This window comes from Marinomonas phaeophyticola (assembly GCF_026966905.1).
Taxonomy (GTDB): domain Bacteria; phylum Pseudomonadota; class Gammaproteobacteria; order Pseudomonadales; family Marinomonadaceae; genus Marinomonas; species Marinomonas phaeophyticola.
On sequence record NZ_JAPUBN010000018.1, the window covers coordinates 202,848 to 221,080 of the forward strand.

The following is an 18,233-nucleotide window of genomic DNA, read 5'->3' on the forward strand; positions in this document are numbered from 1 at the left end:
TCAATGTACCTCGGCTGACGTAGAGTGGGCGATGGCTTTGTCTATATCTTCTGGGAAGTGTTTAAAGGCGCTTTGTACCGGAAAAGGCGTCATGCCGCCCATGGCACAGAGAGAGCCGTGGATCATGGTGTCACACAAATCATCTAAGAGTGTTAGATTCGCCTCCACATTGACGCCAGAACGAATTTTATCAATCACTTCGACTCCGCGAGTTGAGCCAATTCGACAAGGTGTGCATTTACCACAGGACTCTTCTACACAAAATTCCATGGAAAAACGTGCTTGCTCTGTCATGTCGACCGTATCATCAAAAATCACAATACCACCATGACCTAACACGGCTTCAATGGCAGCAAAGGCTTCATAGTCTAATGGCGTATCCCATTGACTCTCAGGTAAATAAGCCCCTAATGGCCCACCGACTTGAATCGCCTTCATTGGACGACCTGATGCCGTACCGCCACCAAAGTCATCGATCAATTGACGTAATGTTGGACCAAAAGCTAACTCAATCAAGCCACCCTGCTGCACATTCCCGGCGAGTTGGAAAGGCAAGGTGCCACGAGAACGACCCATGCCGTAATCTGCATATGCCTGACCACCTTCTGACATGATATAAGGCACGGCGGCTAAGGATAAAACGTTGTTCACGATCGTCGGTTTACCAAATAATCCCTCAATCGCTGGCAATGGAGGCTTAAAGCGGACTAAACCACGCTTGCCTTCCAGGCTTTCAAGTAAGGAGGTTTCTTCACCACAGATATAGGCGGCGGCGCCTAAACGCACTTCTAAATCAAACGTTTTACCACTGCCTAATAAATCGCTACCTAAATACCCTGCCGCATAAGCATTGTCGATGGCTTCTTTAAGAATGTCATAAGCGACTGGGTATTCTGAACGTAGATAAATATAACCCTGAGTCGCTCCAACCGCTAAGCCAGCAATGGTCATGCCCTCAATCAACATAAAAGGATCGGCTTCCATTACCATACGATCGGCAAAGGTGCCTGAATCCCCTTCATCGGCATTACACACAATGTATTTTTGATCCGGTGGACAGTCATGCACGGTTTGCCATTTAATGCCTGTTGGAAAAGCGGCGCCTCCACGTCCTCGTAGACCTGACGCTTTCACTTCATCAACAATTTCTTGACCGGTCAGCTGTAAGCTTCTTGCTAACCCTTTAAAACCCTCTAATGCTTTATAATCGTCTATGGAAACCGGATCAATAATACCTGCACGGGCAAAGGTTAAGCGCTGCTGCTTTTTAAGGTAAGGCAGTTCTTCTGGTTTCCCCAAAGACAATTTATGGCTATCGCTTCCAGCTAAAAAACCAGCATCAAATAAGCGGGTAACATCACGCACTTCAACGGGTCCATAGGCGACTCGACCTTGATTCGTTTCCACTTCCACCATAGGCTCTAACCAAAACACACCACGGGAGCCATTGCGAATCAGCTGGATGTCTTCACCACGAGATTCCGCTTCTTTAATAATTTCCAAGGCCACTCTGTTGCCATCTAAAGAAAGGGTTGTGGTATCACGAGGTACATAAACCTTAATACTCATGCTTTTTTCTCCTGTCTAACAGGGTTTAACGGGGCTAAATCCAACGCTACTGTTGTTAATTCATCCACTATCAAATCAAATTTATCCGTTGTTACTCGACCCACGATGTCATCATCCACTCGAATAGAAGGGCCACAAGCGCAGTTACCTAAACAGTAAATCGGCTCTAGGGTGAACTCTTGATCTAATGTTGTGTTGTTATAGTCTATGTGTAATTTTGCTTTTACATGCGCCTCTAGCGCTCGAGCACCTCGAGCTTGACACGCTTCAGCACGACAAATTTGTACGACATGTTTACCTGGCGGTGTGGTGCGAAAAAGATGGTAAAAAGAGATCACTCCATGCACTTCTGCACGTGTTTGGTTTAAGGCTTCCGCTATCATGGGAACCGCATCAGGCGGCACATAGCCTTGGGTGTCTTGAATGCCATGCAATATAGGAAGCATGGCTCCAGGCGTGTCTTTCAGCGAAGCAATTATTTGCGTCACCTGTTCTAAATTCCATTGGGTGCGGTTTGTCATTTTTATTACCTATCCAGCAGTCGTCGGAAGCGTAAGGTTTGAGTTATCGACCTAAGTTACCACTGTCGACTCACTCTACAAATATGAAAATATGTGCATATATACGTTTAATACTTATAAGCTGCTATTCTTAATGGATAAAGTGCTATATTCTAATTTATATATGCACAAAACATCCTATTTAAGAAGGCCTGTCTATACCTTCTACGAAAGGATAATCACTCTCAAATAGATCGGATAAATATGACGTCAAAACGCATCCATATTGACCCCGCGTGGCTCTTCCGAGATGAAGCGGGTAACACGCTAGACCCTCAATTATTTCGCTTGCTTGCCGAAATTTACCATCATAAAAAGCTCACCGCGGCATCAAAAAGCGCAGGCATTTCTTATCGTCACAGTTGGAATTTACTCAATAAATGGGCTGATTTTTTTGGCACGCCATTAGTTTCATTAGAAAAGGGGCGTGGGGCTTATTTAACGGCGCTAGGGGAAAAGCTCTTGTGGGCAGAACAAAGGGTATCCGCTCGCTTTCAACCACAAATGGAAAGCTTAGCCTCAGAATTAAATATTGAGATTCAAAAAGCCTTGGTCAATTTAACCCCGCTACTGCGCATCCAAGCCAGCCATGGTTATGCCGTTGCTTTATTACCTGATGCCTGTACTGAGCTACAATTAGACCTACAATACAGTAGCCCTTTAGAAGCATTATCGGCGTTAAATCGTGATGCTTGTGACCTTGCGGGATTTCATGTGCCAAGTGGCATCGTCATTAAGAAGCTGCTTAAACAGTATCAACAATTGCTCAAACCAAGGGCCCATAAAATCATTCGCTTCATCACTCGCCGACAGGGTTTAATGGTACGTCAAGATTGCCCTTTAGAGATCAATTGCTTAGAAGATCTCACGACGAATGGTGTACGCTTCATTAATCGCCAAGAAGACTCAGGAACCCGAGCCTTGTTTGATCAATTACTCTTAGAAAATACGCTTTCCAGCAAGCATATTATTGGTTACAACAACCGAGAATTTACCCATTCGGCCGTCGCCGCCTATGTTGCGTCTAATATGGCCGATGCGGGATTTGGTGTCGAGCAAGCCGCACATAAGTTTGGCCTCCGCTTTATCCCTATTTGCACAGAAGATTATGTCTTCGTTTGTCATCAAAAAAGCTTAAACAAAGCCGCTATGGTCGAATTCATTAGAACCATTGAAAGCAACGCCTTCCATGAAAAAATACATACATTAGCGGGTTATGAAGGGAAGCATTTAGGGGTAATTGAAGATATTTCGCATTTTATGCCAGGCTAAGCTCCTTCTACTTGCCTTAGACAAGAGCCCACAGAACCCCAGTCACAGTCACTTAGGATGGCGTTTTGTGGGACATTTCACCTGGTTAACAACCCCGTTACTCAATATCTTGCTGTTTAATCACTTTATGTTGATCTTCGTTATTACCTAATTTCCAATAACTCGAAATATAGAGGTTTTCTTTAGCGATCTCTTTTTCCACCTTAAAGAAAGGACGTAGAGCTTTCATGCTATTAAATTCACAAGCGGCCCAAACAGAGGCTTGACCATTTAACCATGTAAGGGATTTAACTTGCTCTAATAAAGCTTGATCATTTTCACCGGGGGAAGCGTTAATCACCCATTTAATATCCATACCTTCAGGGTGCTTTAACGTTTGAATATCGGCTTCTGAAACCACTTCTATGACAGCATAGCCTTTAGCATTATCCGGTAAAAACTCTAAATTCACACTGATTGCCGGTAACGCCGTCATGTCACCAACCAACAGATACCAGTCCGCATTGGTCTCAATCATCTTTCTAGGGCCTGGCCCGCCGACTAAAATGGTATCACCTACGTTAGCCTCTTTCGCCCATGTAGACGCTGGGCCTCCGTCTTCATGCAGCATAAAGTCAATATCAATTTCTTCAGCTCTTTGAGAACGAATGGTGTACGTTCTCATCAGGCGTTTGTCTTGCTCCTGAAAAATCAACTTTACATAGGCACTTTCTTGATCCTGAGGCAAAGTTTGAACGTCCTCCCCTCCTAATGTGACCCGTATCATATGAGGTGTAACAAACGACTTCCGTACAACACTCAAATTTCTTGGCTTTTTCATAGTAACTCCGAATTAAGACGAATAAGAATTGTTCTCATTTTAAACCTATTACAAACTAAAAGACAAAACCTCTCGCCTAAATCCTGTTTCTTTACTTATTTGCTCACAGTAGATCCACATTGGTACGCTTGTATTCCAACCGTATTGAGTCGAATACGATACACCGAGCTTGATGCCGTAATAAATAAAGTGTCACCTTCCATACCACCAAAGGTACAGTTTGATACAATTTCAGGCACTAAAATTTTAGCAAGCAGCCTTCTATCAGGGTGATAGACATGAATGCCTTCCGCTGAAGAAGAGAAAATCCAACCGTTTCGATCCAAACGAAAGCCATCAGCAACACCAGGATGGATCTCAATAAACACCTCACCGTTGGTTAACTGATACTCCCCTAAGGTATTCGAACTAACGTCATACCTCATAATATGATGATGACCAATGGTCTGATCAGGTAAAGTAATGGAGGTATCTGAAATGTAGAGTTGCGACTCGTCTACTGAAAATGCTAACCCATTCGGCCCTTCCATACTATCGCAGACAAGCGTCAATCGATTGGTTTTTGGATAATAGCAATAGACAAAATTACCCGCTTGTTCCACATCCGCTTTATAGCCTTCGTAATCAGATAAGATGCCATAAGGGGGATCGGTAAACCAAATACTGCCATCCGCTTTCACCACTAGGTCATTCGGGGAGTTTAAGGGTTTGCCTCGATAATGACTAACCAGCGTGGTTACCTGATTCGTCCTTAAATTGGTTTTTAGAATACAACGACCGCCGTGACAGCAATGCAGTAGATTCCCCTCCAAATCAAGGTAGTGGCCATTGGTAAAATTAGCGGGCGAGCGCCACACAGAAGACCCGGTCTGTTGGTTCCAGCTTACTATTCGGTTGTTTGGTATATCACTCCATAAAAGCGTTTGTGATTCAGGCAACCACACAGGACCTTCATTCCAAACAGCACCATGGCTGATTTTTTCTAGCTGGCAGCCATCGATAAACAAGGTTTTTGCTAGAGGATCATATTGTTCAATCATTACGGTACATCCTATCCAGTCATACCAACCATTAAAGAGATTAAATCCTGATTAGTTACTTATTCATTGCGCGTTCTCGCCTAGGTTAAACGCCCAAAACTGTCCTAGTATTGCAGTAAGACAATATAAACTGCGATTACCCTTTTGTGTAATCTAACAAAGAAGGCAACAATATGCGTCAAAAAATCTCATTCAAAAGTGGGGACATCGAACTAGCAGGTCAACTCGAACTTCCAGATAGTCCCATTAAATTCTTCGCCTTATTTGCCCATTGTTTTACTTGTGGCAAAGACATTGCGGCGGCAAGTCGTATCAGTCGTGCGTTAACCCAGCAGGGTATTGCCGTTTTACGTTTTGATTTTACCGGGTTAGGCAACAGTGACGGTGATTTTGCAAACAGCAACTTCTCATCGAATATCCAAGATTTAATTGCCGCGGCCAACCATTTACGAAGCCACTTTAATGCCCCGCAATTATTAATTGGTCATAGCTTGGGCGGTGCAGCGGTTTTAGCCGCGGCCGAACATATTCCAGAGGCCATGGCGATTGCAACCATTGGTGCGCCTTCAGATGCTCAGCATGTAGTCCATAATTTTGCCGCCCATTTAGAGGAAATAAACACATCAGGCAAAGCCTCTGTCCGTTTGGCAGGACGACAATTTACCATTAAAAAGCAATTCATAGAGGATCTGGCTCACTATGATCGCAACCATATCAGTCTCTTAAAAAAAGCCGTGTTAATTATGCACTCTCCTATTGATGAAGTAGTGAATATCCGGGAAGCGGAAAAAATTTACTCAACAGCCAAACACCCTAAAAGCTTTATTAGCCTTGATAACGCCGATCACTTGTTAACAAACAAAGCGGACTCTGATTATGTTGCTGAAGTCATTGCTTCATGGTCAACCCGTTATGTGGACAATGACAGCACGGCCTACCAACCCATACTCACAGATGGCTCTGTCTTAGTAGAAGAAAAAGACCATGCATTTACCCAATTTGTCAGTACCAAAGATCACACCTGGCTCGCCGATGAACCTTTAAAAGTAGGTGGTCGTAATTTAGGTCCAGATCCTTATGATCATCTGCTAGCCAGTGTAGGAGCTTGTACTTCCATGACGTTACGCATGTATGCTGAACGTAAAAACCTGCCTTTAGATCATATCAAAGTAGAACTGGCACACACTCGAGATTACCATCAGGACTGTGATGACAGCGAGCAAACGGGAAAGATTGAAGCCATTACACGTAACATTACTCTTATTGGGGACTTAACGGATGAGCAACGTCTTCGTTTGTTGGAGATTGCTGATAAATGCCCCGTCCATAAAACATTACATAACGCACCGAAAGTCGTTAGTACCTTGGTTAATAAGCGTTAGTTTTACTAACGTAAGTGTCAGAAAAGTAGGCCTTTAAAAACTTACTTTTTAGGCAAAATATACATTGCGATTTCGTATAAAAAGCCGATACTGACAGTCTATTTAATTCCTTTATACACACTTTAGAAGTGGTAGGAACAGCATGAAATTATTTAATTGCCAGAAATGCGCTCAAATCTTGTTATTCGAAAATACGCACTGTGAACAATGCAAATCTGAATTAGGCTTTCTTGCGGACCAACTTGAATTAAGCGCCCTAGAATTGGATGGTGATGCCTATGTTGCACTCGCCGATACGAACAATGAAAGGCGTTGGAAATATTGCGAAAACCACCAGCATAACGTGTGTAATTGGTTAGTAGATATCGCAAGTGACGATACCTTTTGTGAAGCTTGCGAATTAAATCGTCACATCCCTAATTTAGGGAAAATCGAAGAACGTACCGCTTGGCAGCGATTAGAATTTGCCAAGCACCGCTTAGTGTATTCTCTACTGCGACTAAAATTACCCTTAATCAGTAAGCAGGATGAACCAGAAACCGGTTTGTCATTTGATTTTATTTCAGAAAATAACGTCATTCCTGAAGACGCCCAATCCACAACCGGCCACGCCCTTGGCCAAGTTACGATTAATGCGTCCGAAGCGAATAGCTCAGAAAGAGAGCAAATGCGCGAAGATTTAAATGAGTCTTATCGTACCCTTATTGGTCACTTCCGCCATGAAGTGGGTCATTATTATTGGGATCGTTTAATTCTGAAAAACAGAAAAGGGTTAAGAGCATTTAGACAACTGTTTGGGGACGAACGAGTCAGTTATGCTGACTCTTTAAAAGTACATTATGAAACCCCAAATGAGAACTGGAAAGAAAACTATATCAGTGTTTACGCTTCTTCTCATCCATGGGAGGATTGGGCAGAAACTTGGGCGCACTATCTACATATTGTCGATACATTGGAAACGACAACGCAACTTGGGGTGAGCTTGTGCCCTCCTTCGGAGAAGTTGAGTAGCCTTAACGTCGTGTCTAACATTACACCCTATGAGCACAACAATTTTGACGATATCTTAGCGCAATACATGCCTTTAACCTTTGCGGTAAATAGCTTAAACAGAGGCATGGGACAACCGGATTTGTATCCCTTTGTATTGGTGCCCAGTGTGAGAGAGAAACTGCATTTTATCCATTCGCTCCTACAGCAATTATAGGTTGGCATTCCTTTGCCTACAGGTAATTAATTAATTGGCAGGTAAACATCGGTAATTAACTGATGTTCTTCTACTTCTGGGAAGAAGTTTTGGTAATGAAAGAAACAAGGTTCATCTCTTAACTCTTCCCCACTTTGCGGTAACCAGGTTCCATATAGGTAATAAACGGCTTTACCTAGATGGTCATGGGACCCTAAGTGACGTATCACCGCATAACGTCCACCCGCAATCTGTTTGTTCACCACCGAGAAGTCGTTTTGCTCTATGGGCTCATTGACTTCACCGGCAATATCAAAACGAAATGCGTCTGCGGGCACCTCATCAGGATCATGGTAAATAATGCCAAAGGTTCTACTTGTCAGTACAGGAGATAGCCCTGTCTGCTTACGCCATTGAATAAATTTACCCGCCGTTTCCATCACTTTTTCGGCGGCACCATGATGCTCTAAAACCGCTACATTTATGGTTTCCAGCTGCGTTATTTTTACATCCATCATTTGCTCCATTCGATTTTCTATAGGCTGATACGCTTGATGCCATAATAGCCAATTAGGTTGATTACGAAATTCAGTGGGAGATTGAAAAAAACGCTTTTTGAACGCTCTAGAAAAAGATTCCGGGTATTCAAAACGAGCCGTCATCGCAATATTAATAATGGATTTGTCCTCTTGAAAGACCAATTCATAAGACGCTTTTTTAACCGTAATTGCTGGATAAATTTCGCCGTACTCATCCCCATGTAGTGTGAAAACTGCCTATGAAAGTGATGCTTTGAAAAACAAGCAACGACACTCAATTGCTCTATCGTTAAATCATCATCGAGATGTTGATAAATGTATTCACAAACGGCTTGCATCCGTTGATCATAAGAGTGGTTTTGTGATGTCAATTGTCTCTTCCTATATCCAGTAGTCAGCACTGAAAACAATCATATTTAACTAGGGCCATTTAAAATCGTTACTTCAAACACCCACTGAAGACAAAAGATTAACGCGATAGCCTAATCCTCTCCTGACCAAAGTTGCTCATTCCAAGATTTTTTTTACTTCAACCCTTTGTAAGCTAGGGACTAATATTGAATTCTAGACACTGCAAACGAGTAAACTTACAAATTGATGCTTGCCTCTATTTAATTCCATACATTTTATCTGATTAGGAGATAGATTCTTATTTCCTCCTCCTTCCTCTGATTTTTATAAACAATTCGTCAAGATGCCATGCCTTAATTGTCCTTCTTATAGGCCTAGTGTAAGCTGACGAGCGGTTGTCTAAATAAACTATCTTATTTATTTAGGTCGAATTTCATCTGTCATCTGATGTGAGTATAACTAAGGTGTTCTTTTCTTTCTTTCCAAAGCCAAAATTATTTTTCCTCAGCTTTGCCGTCTGGGCATTACTGTCTGTTGTTTCTTGGTATCTATTTGTTCAAGATTGGGGGCCAACGCTCAGTCTAGGAAGCCTCTTTGGGCATGGGTTTCCTGAGGCTTTAGCAGAAGAAGCCGATGCCGCTGCACAAGCGCTGTATAACACCGCCTTTGCGAGTGCCCTCGACCTGTGGTTATATCAATATATGCTGCTCTGCTATGGTCTTTTTGTCGGTGGTTGGATGGTTTATGGAGGGCAAAAGTGGGGACGTTGGTCCGTTATTGGGTCTGGCATCATTGTTTTCATTACTTGGTTTCAAGTCCAAGTCAGTGTCATGTTAAATGAATGGTATGGAAGCTTTTACGATTTAATTCAACGCGCCTTATCAGAACCACAAAGTATTACGGCAGAAGAATATTATGGCCAGCTATCTTCGGTAGTGGTATTACTTATGATTGCGGTGACGGTTGCCGTACTCAATAGCTTTTTTGTCAGTCACTATGTTTTCCGCTGGCGTACGGCCATGAATGACTATTACACCAGTAAATGGGAGCAAGTACGTCATATTGAAGGGGCATCGCAGCGGATTCAAGAAGATACCATGCGCTTTGCCTCTATTATGGAAGGACTTGGTGTTCGCTTCCTCGATTCCATTATGACACTCATTGCCTTCCTCCCCATACTATGGGGTCTATCGTCTTATGTAACTTCTTTACCTCTAATAGGAGAAGTACCACAAGCATTGGTGTTTGTTGCTATCACTTGGTCTATTTTTGGTACCTTTTTATTAGCCCTAGCGGGTCTTAAACTGCCAGGGTTAGAATTTAAGAATCAACGCGTCGAAGCGGCTTTTCGTAAAGAGTTGGTGTATGGCGAAGACTATGAGAATAGAGCGCAACCGCCTGAACTAAAAGAATTATTTAGTAATATTCGCCAAAATTACTTTAGACTTTATAAAAATTACCTGTACTTTAATATCGTACGCTATGGGTACTTGCAGGCAGGGAATTTTATGCCATTAGTCATTTTAGCCCCATCCATCATTGCAGGGGCCTTTACTCTTGGCGTGATGCAACGTGTAACCAATGCATTTAATCAAGTTGAATCCTCTTTTCAATTCTTAGTAAATTCTTGGACAACTATTGTTGAACTACAATCTATCTATAAACGTCTGAAAGCGTTTGAGGCGGCCATTGAAGATCAACCTTTACCTGAAATTGATCAAATGTATTTAAAACATAATTCTACTGAATAAAATCAATAAGGTCTTCCGTAAGGGAGGCTTCTTTAATTACATTAGAAGCTTCCCTTACATTACTCTCTACTACGACACCTCAAGCTTCTGCCTATTACTTCTACATAGCGCTCGAAAACAAATTAGATAAGCTTTTTTTACTCTGTATTTATTATGCTATTATTCTCTTTCCGTGGTAATAAATTCACTGATTGCATAGAGAACTCATAATCAAATGAATCAATCAAAAGGAAACCTTTTTATTCTTTCAGCGCCGTCGGGTGCTGGAAAATCTTCCTTATACAAGGCATTAATTGCTGATGATGCCCAAGTGAAAATTTCAGTTTCTCATACCACACGAGAGCCCCGAGCTGGAGAAGAAAATGGAAGAGAGTATTATTTTGTTGAGGTAGACGACTTTTTAGACATGATTGCTGATGATGCCTTTTTCGAGCATGCCCAAGTATTTGATAACTACTATGGCACGTCCAAAAAAGCCATCTTTGATATGTTAGATCAAGGCCTAGATGTCATCCTTGAAATAGACTGGCAAGGCGCGAAACAAGTACGTCAGCAATACCCACATGCAATCAGTATTTTTATTTTGCCTCCGTCAACAGAAGCACTCGAACATCGTTTACGAGATAGAGGAACCGATTCTGAAGACGTGATTAATCGACGCATGGCAAAGGCGGTCAGTGAGATGTCACATTACAACGAATATGACTATGTCATTGTAAATGACGATTTTCAGACCGCTTTAGTCGAAATGAGTGCCATATTTAAAGCAATGCGCACTCAAAAACGCATAATTGAACAAAAACATAGCAAACTTATCAATGATCTCTTGTCATTATAATGAGCGGTTAAGTAGAATTGAACATTATTTATATCATCTGTAAAAATAGGAATTAGAATGGCTCGCGTAACAGTAGAAGATTGCTTAGAAAATGTAGAAAACCGCTTTCAACTTGTAATGATTGCATCCAAACGTGCTCGCCAACTAGCTACTGGTGGTGAAGAAGCAAAAGTCGATGTTGAGAATGATAAAGTGACTGTCGTAGCACTACGTGAAATTGCAGAAAACCTAGTAAATGCAGGAAATGTTGATATCAAAAAACAGCCTATTCACGAGTTTTAAAAGTTCATGATGGTCGCTCATTTCAAAATACTGTTTGAATTAATTAATGGAGTGAGCGATGTATCGCATTGAAGACCTAGCGGTCACACTAAGTCAATACCTCCCCTACGAACAAGTTTCCACCATAAAGCGTGCGTATTACTACGCTGAGCAAGCACATGATGGTCAACGCCGAAAAAGTGGCGAACCTTATGTCATTCATCCTTTAGCTGTCGCTCAAATTCTTGCCGATCTACGTATGGATTGCGATGGACTTACCGCCGCACTGCTACACGATGTAATAGAAGATACAGGCATCAGTCGCGAGGCGCTTACCGAACAATTTGGAGAAAGTGTTGCGAGCCTAGTAGATGGCGTTAGCAAATTAACCCATTTAGAATTCAATAATCAAGTCGAAAAACAAGCCCATAACTTTCAGAAAATGGCCATGGCCATGGCGGAAGATATTCGAGTGATCCTTGTGAAACTGGCGGATAGATTACACAATATGCGTACTCTAGATTCTATGCCAGCACACAAAAAACGTCGTATAGCGAAAGAAACGCTCGATATTTACGCCCCCATAGCTAACCGCTTAGGCATGTATAATTTTCGAGTTGACTTAGAAAGTCTCGCTTTTGATGCTTATTACCCAATGCGTTCTCGTATGCTACAAAGAGCCATCCACAAACGCTATGGTCAACGAGCTCAAGACAAAGAAACATTAGAGCAGTATATTCACGGGGAGCTAGCGGCAGATTATATCGAAGCTAGTATTAGTGTCAGAGAAAAGCATATCTACAGCATTTATCAAAAAATGCAGAAAAAACGTCGTTCACTGGGCGAAATTATGGATGTCCTCGGTGTCAGAATTGTTACTGATAAATCGGACAACTGTTATCGAATTTTAGGGATAGTACATTCTCTGTTTAAACCTGTCGAAGGTCGCTTTAAAGACTATATTGCCGTACCAAAGTCAAATGGTTACCAATCTTTGCATACAACGGTGGTGGCGAATGGATTGCCTATGGAAGTGCAAATTCGGACCACAGAAATGGAAATGGTCGCCAGCAATGGTATTGCCGCCCATTGGGCATATAAAGCAAGCAATCCTCAGGCAAATGTTTCATTTAGCCATGATAGAGCCATGAAATGGGCACAAGGTTTGATAGAAATTCAACAAAAAGCAGGTAATGCCGTTGATTTTGTTGATAATGTTAAAAATGATTTATTCCCCGGAGAAGTCTATGTCTTTACTCCAAAAGGGGAAATTGTTGAGTTGCCTACGGGCGCGACCCCTGTTGACTTTGCTTACGGTGTCCATACTGAAATAGGAAATAACTGCATATCCTGCCGTATTAACCGACGACTTGCACCATTAAGTACTCAGTTAGAAAGTGGCCAAACGGTAGAGATCATTACCGCTAAAAATGCCCAACCAAATGTGGCCTGGCTAAGCTTTGCCATTACGGGTAAAGCACGCACAAACATACGTCACTACCTTAAAGATAAACAGACAGAAAATGCCATTGCCGTTGGCCGTCGTTTATTAACTCGTTCATTAAACGCCTTTAAAACCAATATCGATGATTTAGTTGATGAACAAATCAATCAAGTTCTAGAGTTTTATCAACTGTCTTCACTCGATGAGTTATTAGAGTCTATTGGTAAAGGGCGCCATGTTGGTTACCTAGTGGCTCGACAATTATTTCCTAATTTTAACGAAGAGGAGTTAATCACTCCGACATCGTTCAAACTGAATGGGTCTGAGGGTATGCTGGTTTCTTACGCGAAATGCTGCTCCCCTATCCCTGGAGATCCAATTGCAGGCTATGTGCAGGTTGACAAGGGCATAGTCATCCATCACCTGAACTGTCCTAATATCCAAGATCATCTCGAAAACCCTGAACGCTATATTCGTATGTCCTGGGGTAAAGAGATAGAGGAAGATCTAAACATTAGCCTGATAGTTAGCTTCCATAATGAAAGAGGTGCGGTTTCTAAGATCGCAAGCTCCATAGGAGACACGGACTATCAAGTCTCTAATATCGTCATCATAGAGCGAGGTCGAATTAGCCGTTTACGATTAAACATTACTGTTTCCAGTCGCATAGGATTAGCGGATGTGATGCGTCGTATTAAATCTGTTCGTTGTGTCGATAAAGTTATCCGAGAAACCATTATTGCGAAATGATGGTTATTGAATTAATAATCAACCGTTATATTAGGGAGTTTTAAGATGTCTAAAGAAGTTATTTTCACTGACAAAGCACCAAAAGCCATTGGACCGTATTCACAAGCGGTTCGCGCAGGCAATACTGTGTACCTTTCAGGTCAAATCCCTCTTGTTCCAGAAACAATGGAAATCATCAGCGATGATGTAAAAGAGCAAACGACTCAGGTATTTACTAACCTACAGGCTGTTTGTGAAGCCGCTGGCGGCTCTTTAAAAGACATCGTAAAACTGAATATCTACATGACTGATTTGGGTAATTTTACTACCGTAAATGAAGTCATGATGGAATTCTTCCAAGAACCTTACCCTGCACGAGCGGCTCTTGGTGTACGAGCTTTACCAAAAGACGTTGCTGTTGAAATTGAAGGGGTAATGGTCTTAGAAGACTAATTCTTCTGACGGCTTTGCAATTTCACACTAAAGCTAAGTACTATCCGCTAACTTTAGTGTGAAATTCGATTTTGATATTCTTCTAATAGCCCTCTATAACCCGCCATATAATTCGGATACATAAATTGATACCCCAAATCCACTATTCTGAGGTTAGATAACTGTTTACCTGATACAGGTAAAAATGCCGCTACACCAAGCTCTGTTGGCAAATTAGGCTCTACTTTTAACTGATTAGCCAACCACAGTTTCACTTCCCATTGACTGACCGGATTATGATCGGTGCCAATATAAATAGCGTCCAACGCCACCCCGCTCAAATGTTTATTCGCTAAGAAAGCCAGAATATGAACGCAATCGTCTCTGTGTATTCGATTGGTCCATTGATTGACGGCCCAACATTCCCTATTCGCTACCGATTCGATCAATCTCAAGCGCCCAGGTCCATAGATACCGGAAAAACGAATACTGGTTGTTGAAAATTGTTCTGATAATAGCGACTCAGCATTCAGCAAGATCTGGGCCGTAGCACGACTCGGCAACGCTAGGATTGTCTCATCTAGTGACTCGCCAGCATTCTGTCCATAGACACTGGTACTAGAAACAAAAAAAACTTTAAGGTTAGATTTGTTCTTATTCCTATAACGGTCAAGTAAACGTTGTGCAGTCTTCAGGTAAGCGTCTCGATAGCCCTCCGTCGTCCTACCTTTTGGCGTCATAATTAAAAACACCATATCGGTATCTGGTAAAAGTGCTACATCCATGGAGACTAGATCCCCCGTAATACCAAGCACGCCTGCGGGAAATTCTCTGCCCTGATAGCGAATTCCTGTAACAGAGTGCCCCATTTTAATAAAATTGGACGCAAGTCGTGAGCCAATATCACCACAACCAGCGATTAGTATTCTTGCCATGAAACCTCCTAGTTTACTCCTTTTTTTAGAGTATACTTTATCAAAATATGTATTATCATAGTTATTAGTAATGAACTAATAAAGGGCACAATCACCATGACATTAACGGAATTGAAATACATAGTCATGCTTGCGGATGAACAGCACTTTGGTCGTGCCGCAAACAATTGCAACGTTTCTCAACCAACATTAAGTGTTGCTGTAAAAAAGTTAGAGGAGGAACTGGGCGCTGCTATTTTTGAAAGAAGCAAAAACTCGGTTTATATTACACCTCTTGGCAGTCAAATTATCCAACAGGCGAAAAGAGTTTTAGAGCAAGCAAATGTGATCAAAGAATTGGCGGCTTCAGGTAAAAATCAACTGACCAGCCCGTTAAAAGTCGGAGCGATTTACACTATTGCACCCTACCTTTTTCCTCACCTTATCCCTTCCTTGCACTCCTTGACAGAAGGAATGCCATTAATGATAGAGGAAAACTTAACCGAAAACCTGAGACCAAAGCTTCGTAACGGCGAACTTGATGCCATTATTGTCGCACTCCCTTTTAAAGAACCTGATGTCGTTACTCAATCTATTTACGAAGAAGAGTTTGTGGTCTTAATGCCAAAAGATCACCCTTGGACAAAGCTAGAGGCTATCCATACAGATCAATTAAGTACAGACAACTTATTAGTCTTAGGGAAAGGACACTGTTTTAGCGACCAAGTTATGGAAGCGTGTCCAATTTTAAACGAAGATGAGTACGGTAATGCTCGTACCATCGTTAATGGCAGCTCCTTAGAAACGATACGCTACATGGTTGCATCAGGTTTAGGCGTTACGGTATTACCAAAGTCAGCTGTAACACATATTGATAACACGTTACTGGAAGTTCGTCCTTTCACGGCGCCAGTCCCAAGGAGAACCGTTGCATTAGCTTGGCGGGTGAGCTTTCCTAGACCAAAGGCCATTGAAGCACTGAGTCAATCGATCAAGTACGCTTGTCAAAAGCTGTCTTTATAATGCCAGTCAAATTGATAACCATATTGAAATAGGGAGGTCCTATGTCAGGCTTAGAAACCATACCCGTTACTGAACTGAAAGGGGTTGGTAGTGCCGTTGCGGAGAAACTCGCAAAGCTAAACATTTATAGTCTGCAGGACCTTATTTTTCATTTGCCTATACGTTACCAGGATAGAACCAAAGTGGTGCCTATCGGGCGACTTCGCCTAGGGGATGAAGTGGTTATAGAAGGAGACGTTATTGGCTGTGAAGTGGTAATGGGGAAAAGAAGAAGCCTCTTATGCCGAGTTAAAGATCATTCTGGCACCCTTATTTTACGTTTTTTTCATTTTACGGCAGGACAAAAAAAACAACTTGAGTCTGGAAAATCCATACGCTGTTTTGGCGAAGTTAAACGCGGTAGCTTTGGTTATGAAATGTTTCATCCAGAATACTCCTTAGCCGATGAATTCACGACAACCACAGAAAGTGCTCAATTAACACCAACCTATCCGTTAACGGAAGGGTTAACTCAAATTAAAATGCGATCTTTCTGCGAGCAAGCATTAGAGCGAGTCACGCCATACAATGTAATAGAATGGTTACCTGAATCCATTCGTCATCAGTTTCAATTGCCTCCCTTAGTAGACTCCATTCATTATTTACATAAGCCGCCAGCCGAAGCCGACACGGAATTACTTGCATCAGGGAAGCATCCTGCACAGTTTCGCCTATCATTTGAAGAGCTGCTTGCCCATCAATTAAGTTTGATCAGTAAAAAGCAGAAAGCCAAACTCGAGCGTGCACCCATCATTGAAGAAGAAGGCGCCTTTCTAGAAAAACTCATCGCATCATTACCTTTTCAGCCGACGAAAGCTCAACAGCGTGTTTTTCAAGAGATCATGCTAGATTTATCTTCTGGACACCCAATGCTTCGACTGGTACAAGGGGATGTTGGATCAGGAAAAACACTTGTGGCAGCGATGTCTGCCGCCACCTTTATTGAAAAAAAACGTCAAGTGGCCATCATGGCCCCTACTGAAATTTTAGCCGAGCAGCATTTCAATAATTTCAAACAATGGTTTGAACCTTTAGGGGTTGAGGTTGCTTGGTTAGTTGGCAAATTAAAAGGCAACGCACGGGCATCACAATTAGAAAGTATCGCTAATGGCTCAGCATTAATTGTTGTTGGCACTCATGCACTTTTTCAGGACAGTGTTCACTTTAAGAATTTGTCTCTCGCTATTATTGATGAACAACATCGATTTGGGGTGCATCAACGAATGGCATTACGAGCAAAAGGTATCGATGGGAAACTGCAGCCCCATCAGCTAATAATGACAGCCACCCCCATCCCTAGAACCTTAGCTATGTCTGCTTATGCTGACTTAGACTGCTCCATCATTGATGAATTGCCACCTGGAAGAACACCGGTAACGACCATAGCGGTTTCTGATCAGCGCCGCCATGAAGTCATGGAAAGAGTAAAAGTGGCCTGCAACGATGGCAAGCAAGCCTATTGGGTGTGTACGCTGGTTGAAGAGTCGGAAGCTCTGCAATGTCAGGCGGCTGAGGATACCGCCATTAGACTCTCTGAAGCATTAAGCGAGCTAAGCATAGGGTTAATTCATGGGCGCCTGAAGCCTCAAGAAAAAGCAGAAATAATGGGGCAATTCAAACAAGGGAACATCCAGCTTCTAGTGGCAACTACCGTTATTGAAGTCGGTGTCGACGTGCCAAACGCCAGTTTGATGGTTATTGAAAACCCTGAACGGTTAGGTCTTGCGCAGCTACATCAGCTGAGAGGGCGGGTTGGTCGAGGTCAAGCCGCCAGCCATTGTGTCTTATTATATAAGACACCTTTAAGCCAGCATGGCAAAGTACGTTTAGGAATAATAAGAGAAACATCGGATGGATTTAAAATTGCCGAAAAAGATTTAGAAATACGAGGGCCTGGAGAATTATTAGGATCAAGGCAAACCGGGTTAATGGAGTTTAAAGTAGCAGACCTACAACGAGACAAAGCCATGTTAGAGCAAGTACAAAGTGCCGCTCTACTGATACATCAATCGCATCACGAACATATTGAGCCTTTATTGTCTCGTTGGTTACCCGTACAACAAGATTATTTAAATGTTTGAAG

At 42.3% G+C, this 18,233-nt stretch carries 17 protein-coding genes; 10 read left to right on the plus strand and 7 right to left on the minus strand.

The features are described from left to right. Entirely contained in the window at window positions 1-1,569 is a 1,569-nt protein-coding gene (locus tag O1D97_RS13815) for a formate dehydrogenase beta subunit (protein ID WP_269126447.1), read from the minus strand. Then, the gene (locus O1D97_RS13820; RefSeq protein WP_269126448.1) at window positions 1,566-2,090 is read right to left on the minus strand and encodes a formate dehydrogenase subunit gamma; all 525 of its coding nucleotides are present in this window, start codon (window positions 2,088-2,090) and stop codon (window positions 1,566-1,568) included. Before O1D97_RS13820 ends, O1D97_RS13815 begins: the two co-directional genes overlap by 4 nt. Window positions 2,091-2,333: 243 nt before the next feature. Between O1D97_RS13820 and O1D97_RS13825 the strand changes: the two genes are divergently transcribed. After that, window positions 2,334-3,401 (plus strand): substrate-binding domain-containing protein, encoded by a 1,068-nt coding sequence (locus tag O1D97_RS13825; protein ID WP_269126450.1) that lies wholly within the window; start codon window positions 2,334-2,336, stop codon window positions 3,399-3,401. A gap of 97 nt (window positions 3,402-3,498) precedes the next feature. Here O1D97_RS13825 and O1D97_RS13830 read toward each other — a convergent pair whose 3' ends face one another. Next, window positions 3,499-4,221: a siderophore-interacting protein gene (locus tag O1D97_RS13830; RefSeq protein WP_269126452.1), complete on the minus strand. Its 723-nt coding sequence runs from the start codon at window positions 4,219-4,221 to the stop codon at window positions 3,499-3,501. A gap of 95 nt (window positions 4,222-4,316) precedes the next feature. Continuing rightward, window positions 4,317-5,261, minus strand: a complete 945-nt coding sequence (locus O1D97_RS13835; RefSeq protein WP_269126454.1) for an SMP-30/gluconolactonase/LRE family protein — start codon at window positions 5,259-5,261, stop codon at window positions 4,317-4,319. 173 nt (window positions 5,262-5,434) lie between these two features. On the opposite strand from O1D97_RS13835, the gene O1D97_RS13840 reads away from it, so the two are divergent. Continuing rightward, window positions 5,435-6,643: a bifunctional alpha/beta hydrolase/OsmC family protein gene (locus O1D97_RS13840; protein WP_269126456.1), complete on the plus strand. Its 1,209-nt coding sequence runs from the start codon at window positions 5,435-5,437 to the stop codon at window positions 6,641-6,643. 142 nt (window positions 6,644-6,785) lie between these two features. After that, window positions 6,786-7,850, plus strand: coding sequence for a zinc-binding metallopeptidase family protein (locus O1D97_RS13845; protein WP_269126458.1), 1,065 nt, complete (start codon window positions 6,786-6,788; stop codon window positions 7,848-7,850). Window positions 7,851-7,876: 26 nt separating this feature from the next. Here the strand turns inward: O1D97_RS13845 and O1D97_RS13850 are convergent, their stop codons facing one another. Beyond that, window positions 7,877-8,530 (minus strand): AraC family transcriptional regulator, encoded by a 654-nt coding sequence (locus tag O1D97_RS13850; RefSeq protein WP_269126460.1) that lies wholly within the window; start codon window positions 8,528-8,530, stop codon window positions 7,877-7,879. Continuing rightward, window positions 8,488-8,706 (minus strand): AraC family transcriptional regulator, encoded by a 219-nt coding sequence (locus O1D97_RS19955; RefSeq protein ID WP_428981130.1) that lies wholly within the window; start codon window positions 8,704-8,706, stop codon window positions 8,488-8,490. The genes O1D97_RS13850 and O1D97_RS19955 overlap by 43 nt, the downstream gene beginning before the upstream one ends. Before the next feature lie 462 nt (window positions 8,707-9,168). Here O1D97_RS19955 and sbmA point away from each other — a divergent pair, with 462 nt between their 5' ends. The 5 genes from sbmA to O1D97_RS13875 all read left to right on the plus strand — a co-directional run bounded on the left by sbmA (window position 9,169) and on the right by O1D97_RS13875 (window position 14,195). Further along, a complete protein-coding gene (gene sbmA, locus O1D97_RS13855) occupies window positions 9,169-10,470 on the plus strand; it encodes a peptide antibiotic transporter SbmA (RefSeq protein WP_428981129.1) in 1,302 nt (433 codons plus the stop codon). A gap of 214 nt (window positions 10,471-10,684) precedes the next feature. After that, a complete protein-coding gene (gene gmk / locus O1D97_RS13860) occupies window positions 10,685-11,308 on the plus strand; it encodes a guanylate kinase (protein ID WP_269126462.1) in 624 nt (207 codons plus the stop codon). A 57-nt stretch (window positions 11,309-11,365) separates the two neighbouring features. Next, entirely contained in the window at window positions 11,366-11,590 is a 225-nt protein-coding gene (gene rpoZ / locus O1D97_RS13865) for a DNA-directed RNA polymerase subunit omega (RefSeq protein WP_269126464.1), read from the plus strand. A 58-nt stretch (window positions 11,591-11,648) separates the two neighbouring features. Then, window positions 11,649-13,763 carry a RelA/SpoT family protein gene (locus O1D97_RS13870; RefSeq protein ID WP_269126466.1) on the plus strand — a complete coding sequence of 705 codons (2,115 nt, stop codon included), beginning with the start codon at window positions 11,649-11,651 and terminating at the stop codon, window positions 13,761-13,763. Between the two features lie 45 nt (window positions 13,764-13,808). Beyond that, on the plus strand, window positions 13,809-14,195 hold the full coding sequence (locus O1D97_RS13875; protein WP_269126468.1) for a RidA family protein: 387 nt from the start codon (window positions 13,809-13,811) through the stop codon (window positions 14,193-14,195). A gap of 53 nt (window positions 14,196-14,248) precedes the next feature. On the opposite strand, the gene O1D97_RS13880 is transcribed toward O1D97_RS13875, so the two are convergent. Further along, window positions 14,249-15,109, minus strand: coding sequence for an NAD-dependent epimerase/dehydratase family protein (locus O1D97_RS13880; protein WP_269126470.1), 861 nt, complete (start codon window positions 15,107-15,109; stop codon window positions 14,249-14,251). A 96-nt stretch (window positions 15,110-15,205) separates the two neighbouring features. Between O1D97_RS13880 and O1D97_RS13885 the strand changes: the two genes are divergently transcribed. Continuing rightward, a complete protein-coding gene (locus O1D97_RS13885) occupies window positions 15,206-16,111 on the plus strand; it encodes a hydrogen peroxide-inducible genes activator (protein ID WP_269126472.1) in 906 nt (301 codons plus the stop codon). A 41-nt stretch (window positions 16,112-16,152) separates the two neighbouring features. Beyond that, the gene (gene recG / locus O1D97_RS13890) at window positions 16,153-18,231 is read left to right on the plus strand and encodes an ATP-dependent DNA helicase RecG (RefSeq protein WP_269126474.1); all 2,079 of its coding nucleotides are present in this window, start codon (window positions 16,153-16,155) and stop codon (window positions 18,229-18,231) included. Window positions 18,232-18,233: the final 2 nt, after the last annotated feature.

Excerpts from the sequence above, each read along its gene's own strand:
- O1D97_RS13880 (WP_269126470.1), bottom strand. The coding sequence starts at position 15,109 with ATGGCAAGAATACTAATCGCTGGTTGTGGTGATATTGGCTCACGACTT.
- O1D97_RS13815 (WP_269126447.1), bottom strand. The coding sequence starts at position 1,569 with ATGAGTATTAAGGTTTATGTACCTCGTGATACCACAACCCTTTCTTTA.
- rpoZ (WP_269126464.1), top strand. The coding sequence starts at position 11,366 with ATGGCTCGCGTAACAGTAGAAGATTGCTTAGAAAATGTAGAAAACCGC.
- O1D97_RS13840 (WP_269126456.1), top strand. The coding sequence starts at position 5,435 with ATGCGTCAAAAAATCTCATTCAAAAGTGGGGACATCGAACTAGCAGGT.
- gmk (WP_269126462.1), top strand. The coding sequence starts at position 10,685 with ATGAATCAATCAAAAGGAAACCTTTTTATTCTTTCAGCGCCGTCGGGT.
- O1D97_RS13870 (WP_269126466.1), top strand. The coding sequence starts at position 11,649 with ATGTATCGCATTGAAGACCTAGCGGTCACACTAAGTCAATACCTCCCC.
- O1D97_RS13845 (WP_269126458.1), top strand. The coding sequence starts at position 6,786 with ATGAAATTATTTAATTGCCAGAAATGCGCTCAAATCTTGTTATTCGAA.
- recG (WP_269126474.1), top strand. The coding sequence starts at position 16,153 with ATGTCAGGCTTAGAAACCATACCCGTTACTGAACTGAAAGGGGTTGGT.
- O1D97_RS13885 (WP_269126472.1), top strand. The coding sequence starts at position 15,206 with ATGACATTAACGGAATTGAAATACATAGTCATGCTTGCGGATGAACAG.
- O1D97_RS13820 (WP_269126448.1), bottom strand. The coding sequence starts at position 2,090 with ATGACAAACCGCACCCAATGGAATTTAGAACAGGTGACGCAAATAATT.
- O1D97_RS19955 (WP_428981130.1), bottom strand. The coding sequence starts at position 8,706 with ATGCAAGCCGTTTGTGAATACATTTATCAACATCTCGATGATGATTTA.
- O1D97_RS13875 (WP_269126468.1), top strand. The coding sequence starts at position 13,809 with ATGTCTAAAGAAGTTATTTTCACTGACAAAGCACCAAAAGCCATTGGA.
- O1D97_RS13830 (WP_269126452.1), bottom strand. The coding sequence starts at position 4,221 with ATGAAAAAGCCAAGAAATTTGAGTGTTGTACGGAAGTCGTTTGTTACA.
- O1D97_RS13825 (WP_269126450.1), top strand. The coding sequence starts at position 2,334 with ATGACGTCAAAACGCATCCATATTGACCCCGCGTGGCTCTTCCGAGAT.
- O1D97_RS13835 (WP_269126454.1), bottom strand. The coding sequence starts at position 5,261 with ATGATTGAACAATATGATCCTCTAGCAAAAACCTTGTTTATCGATGGC.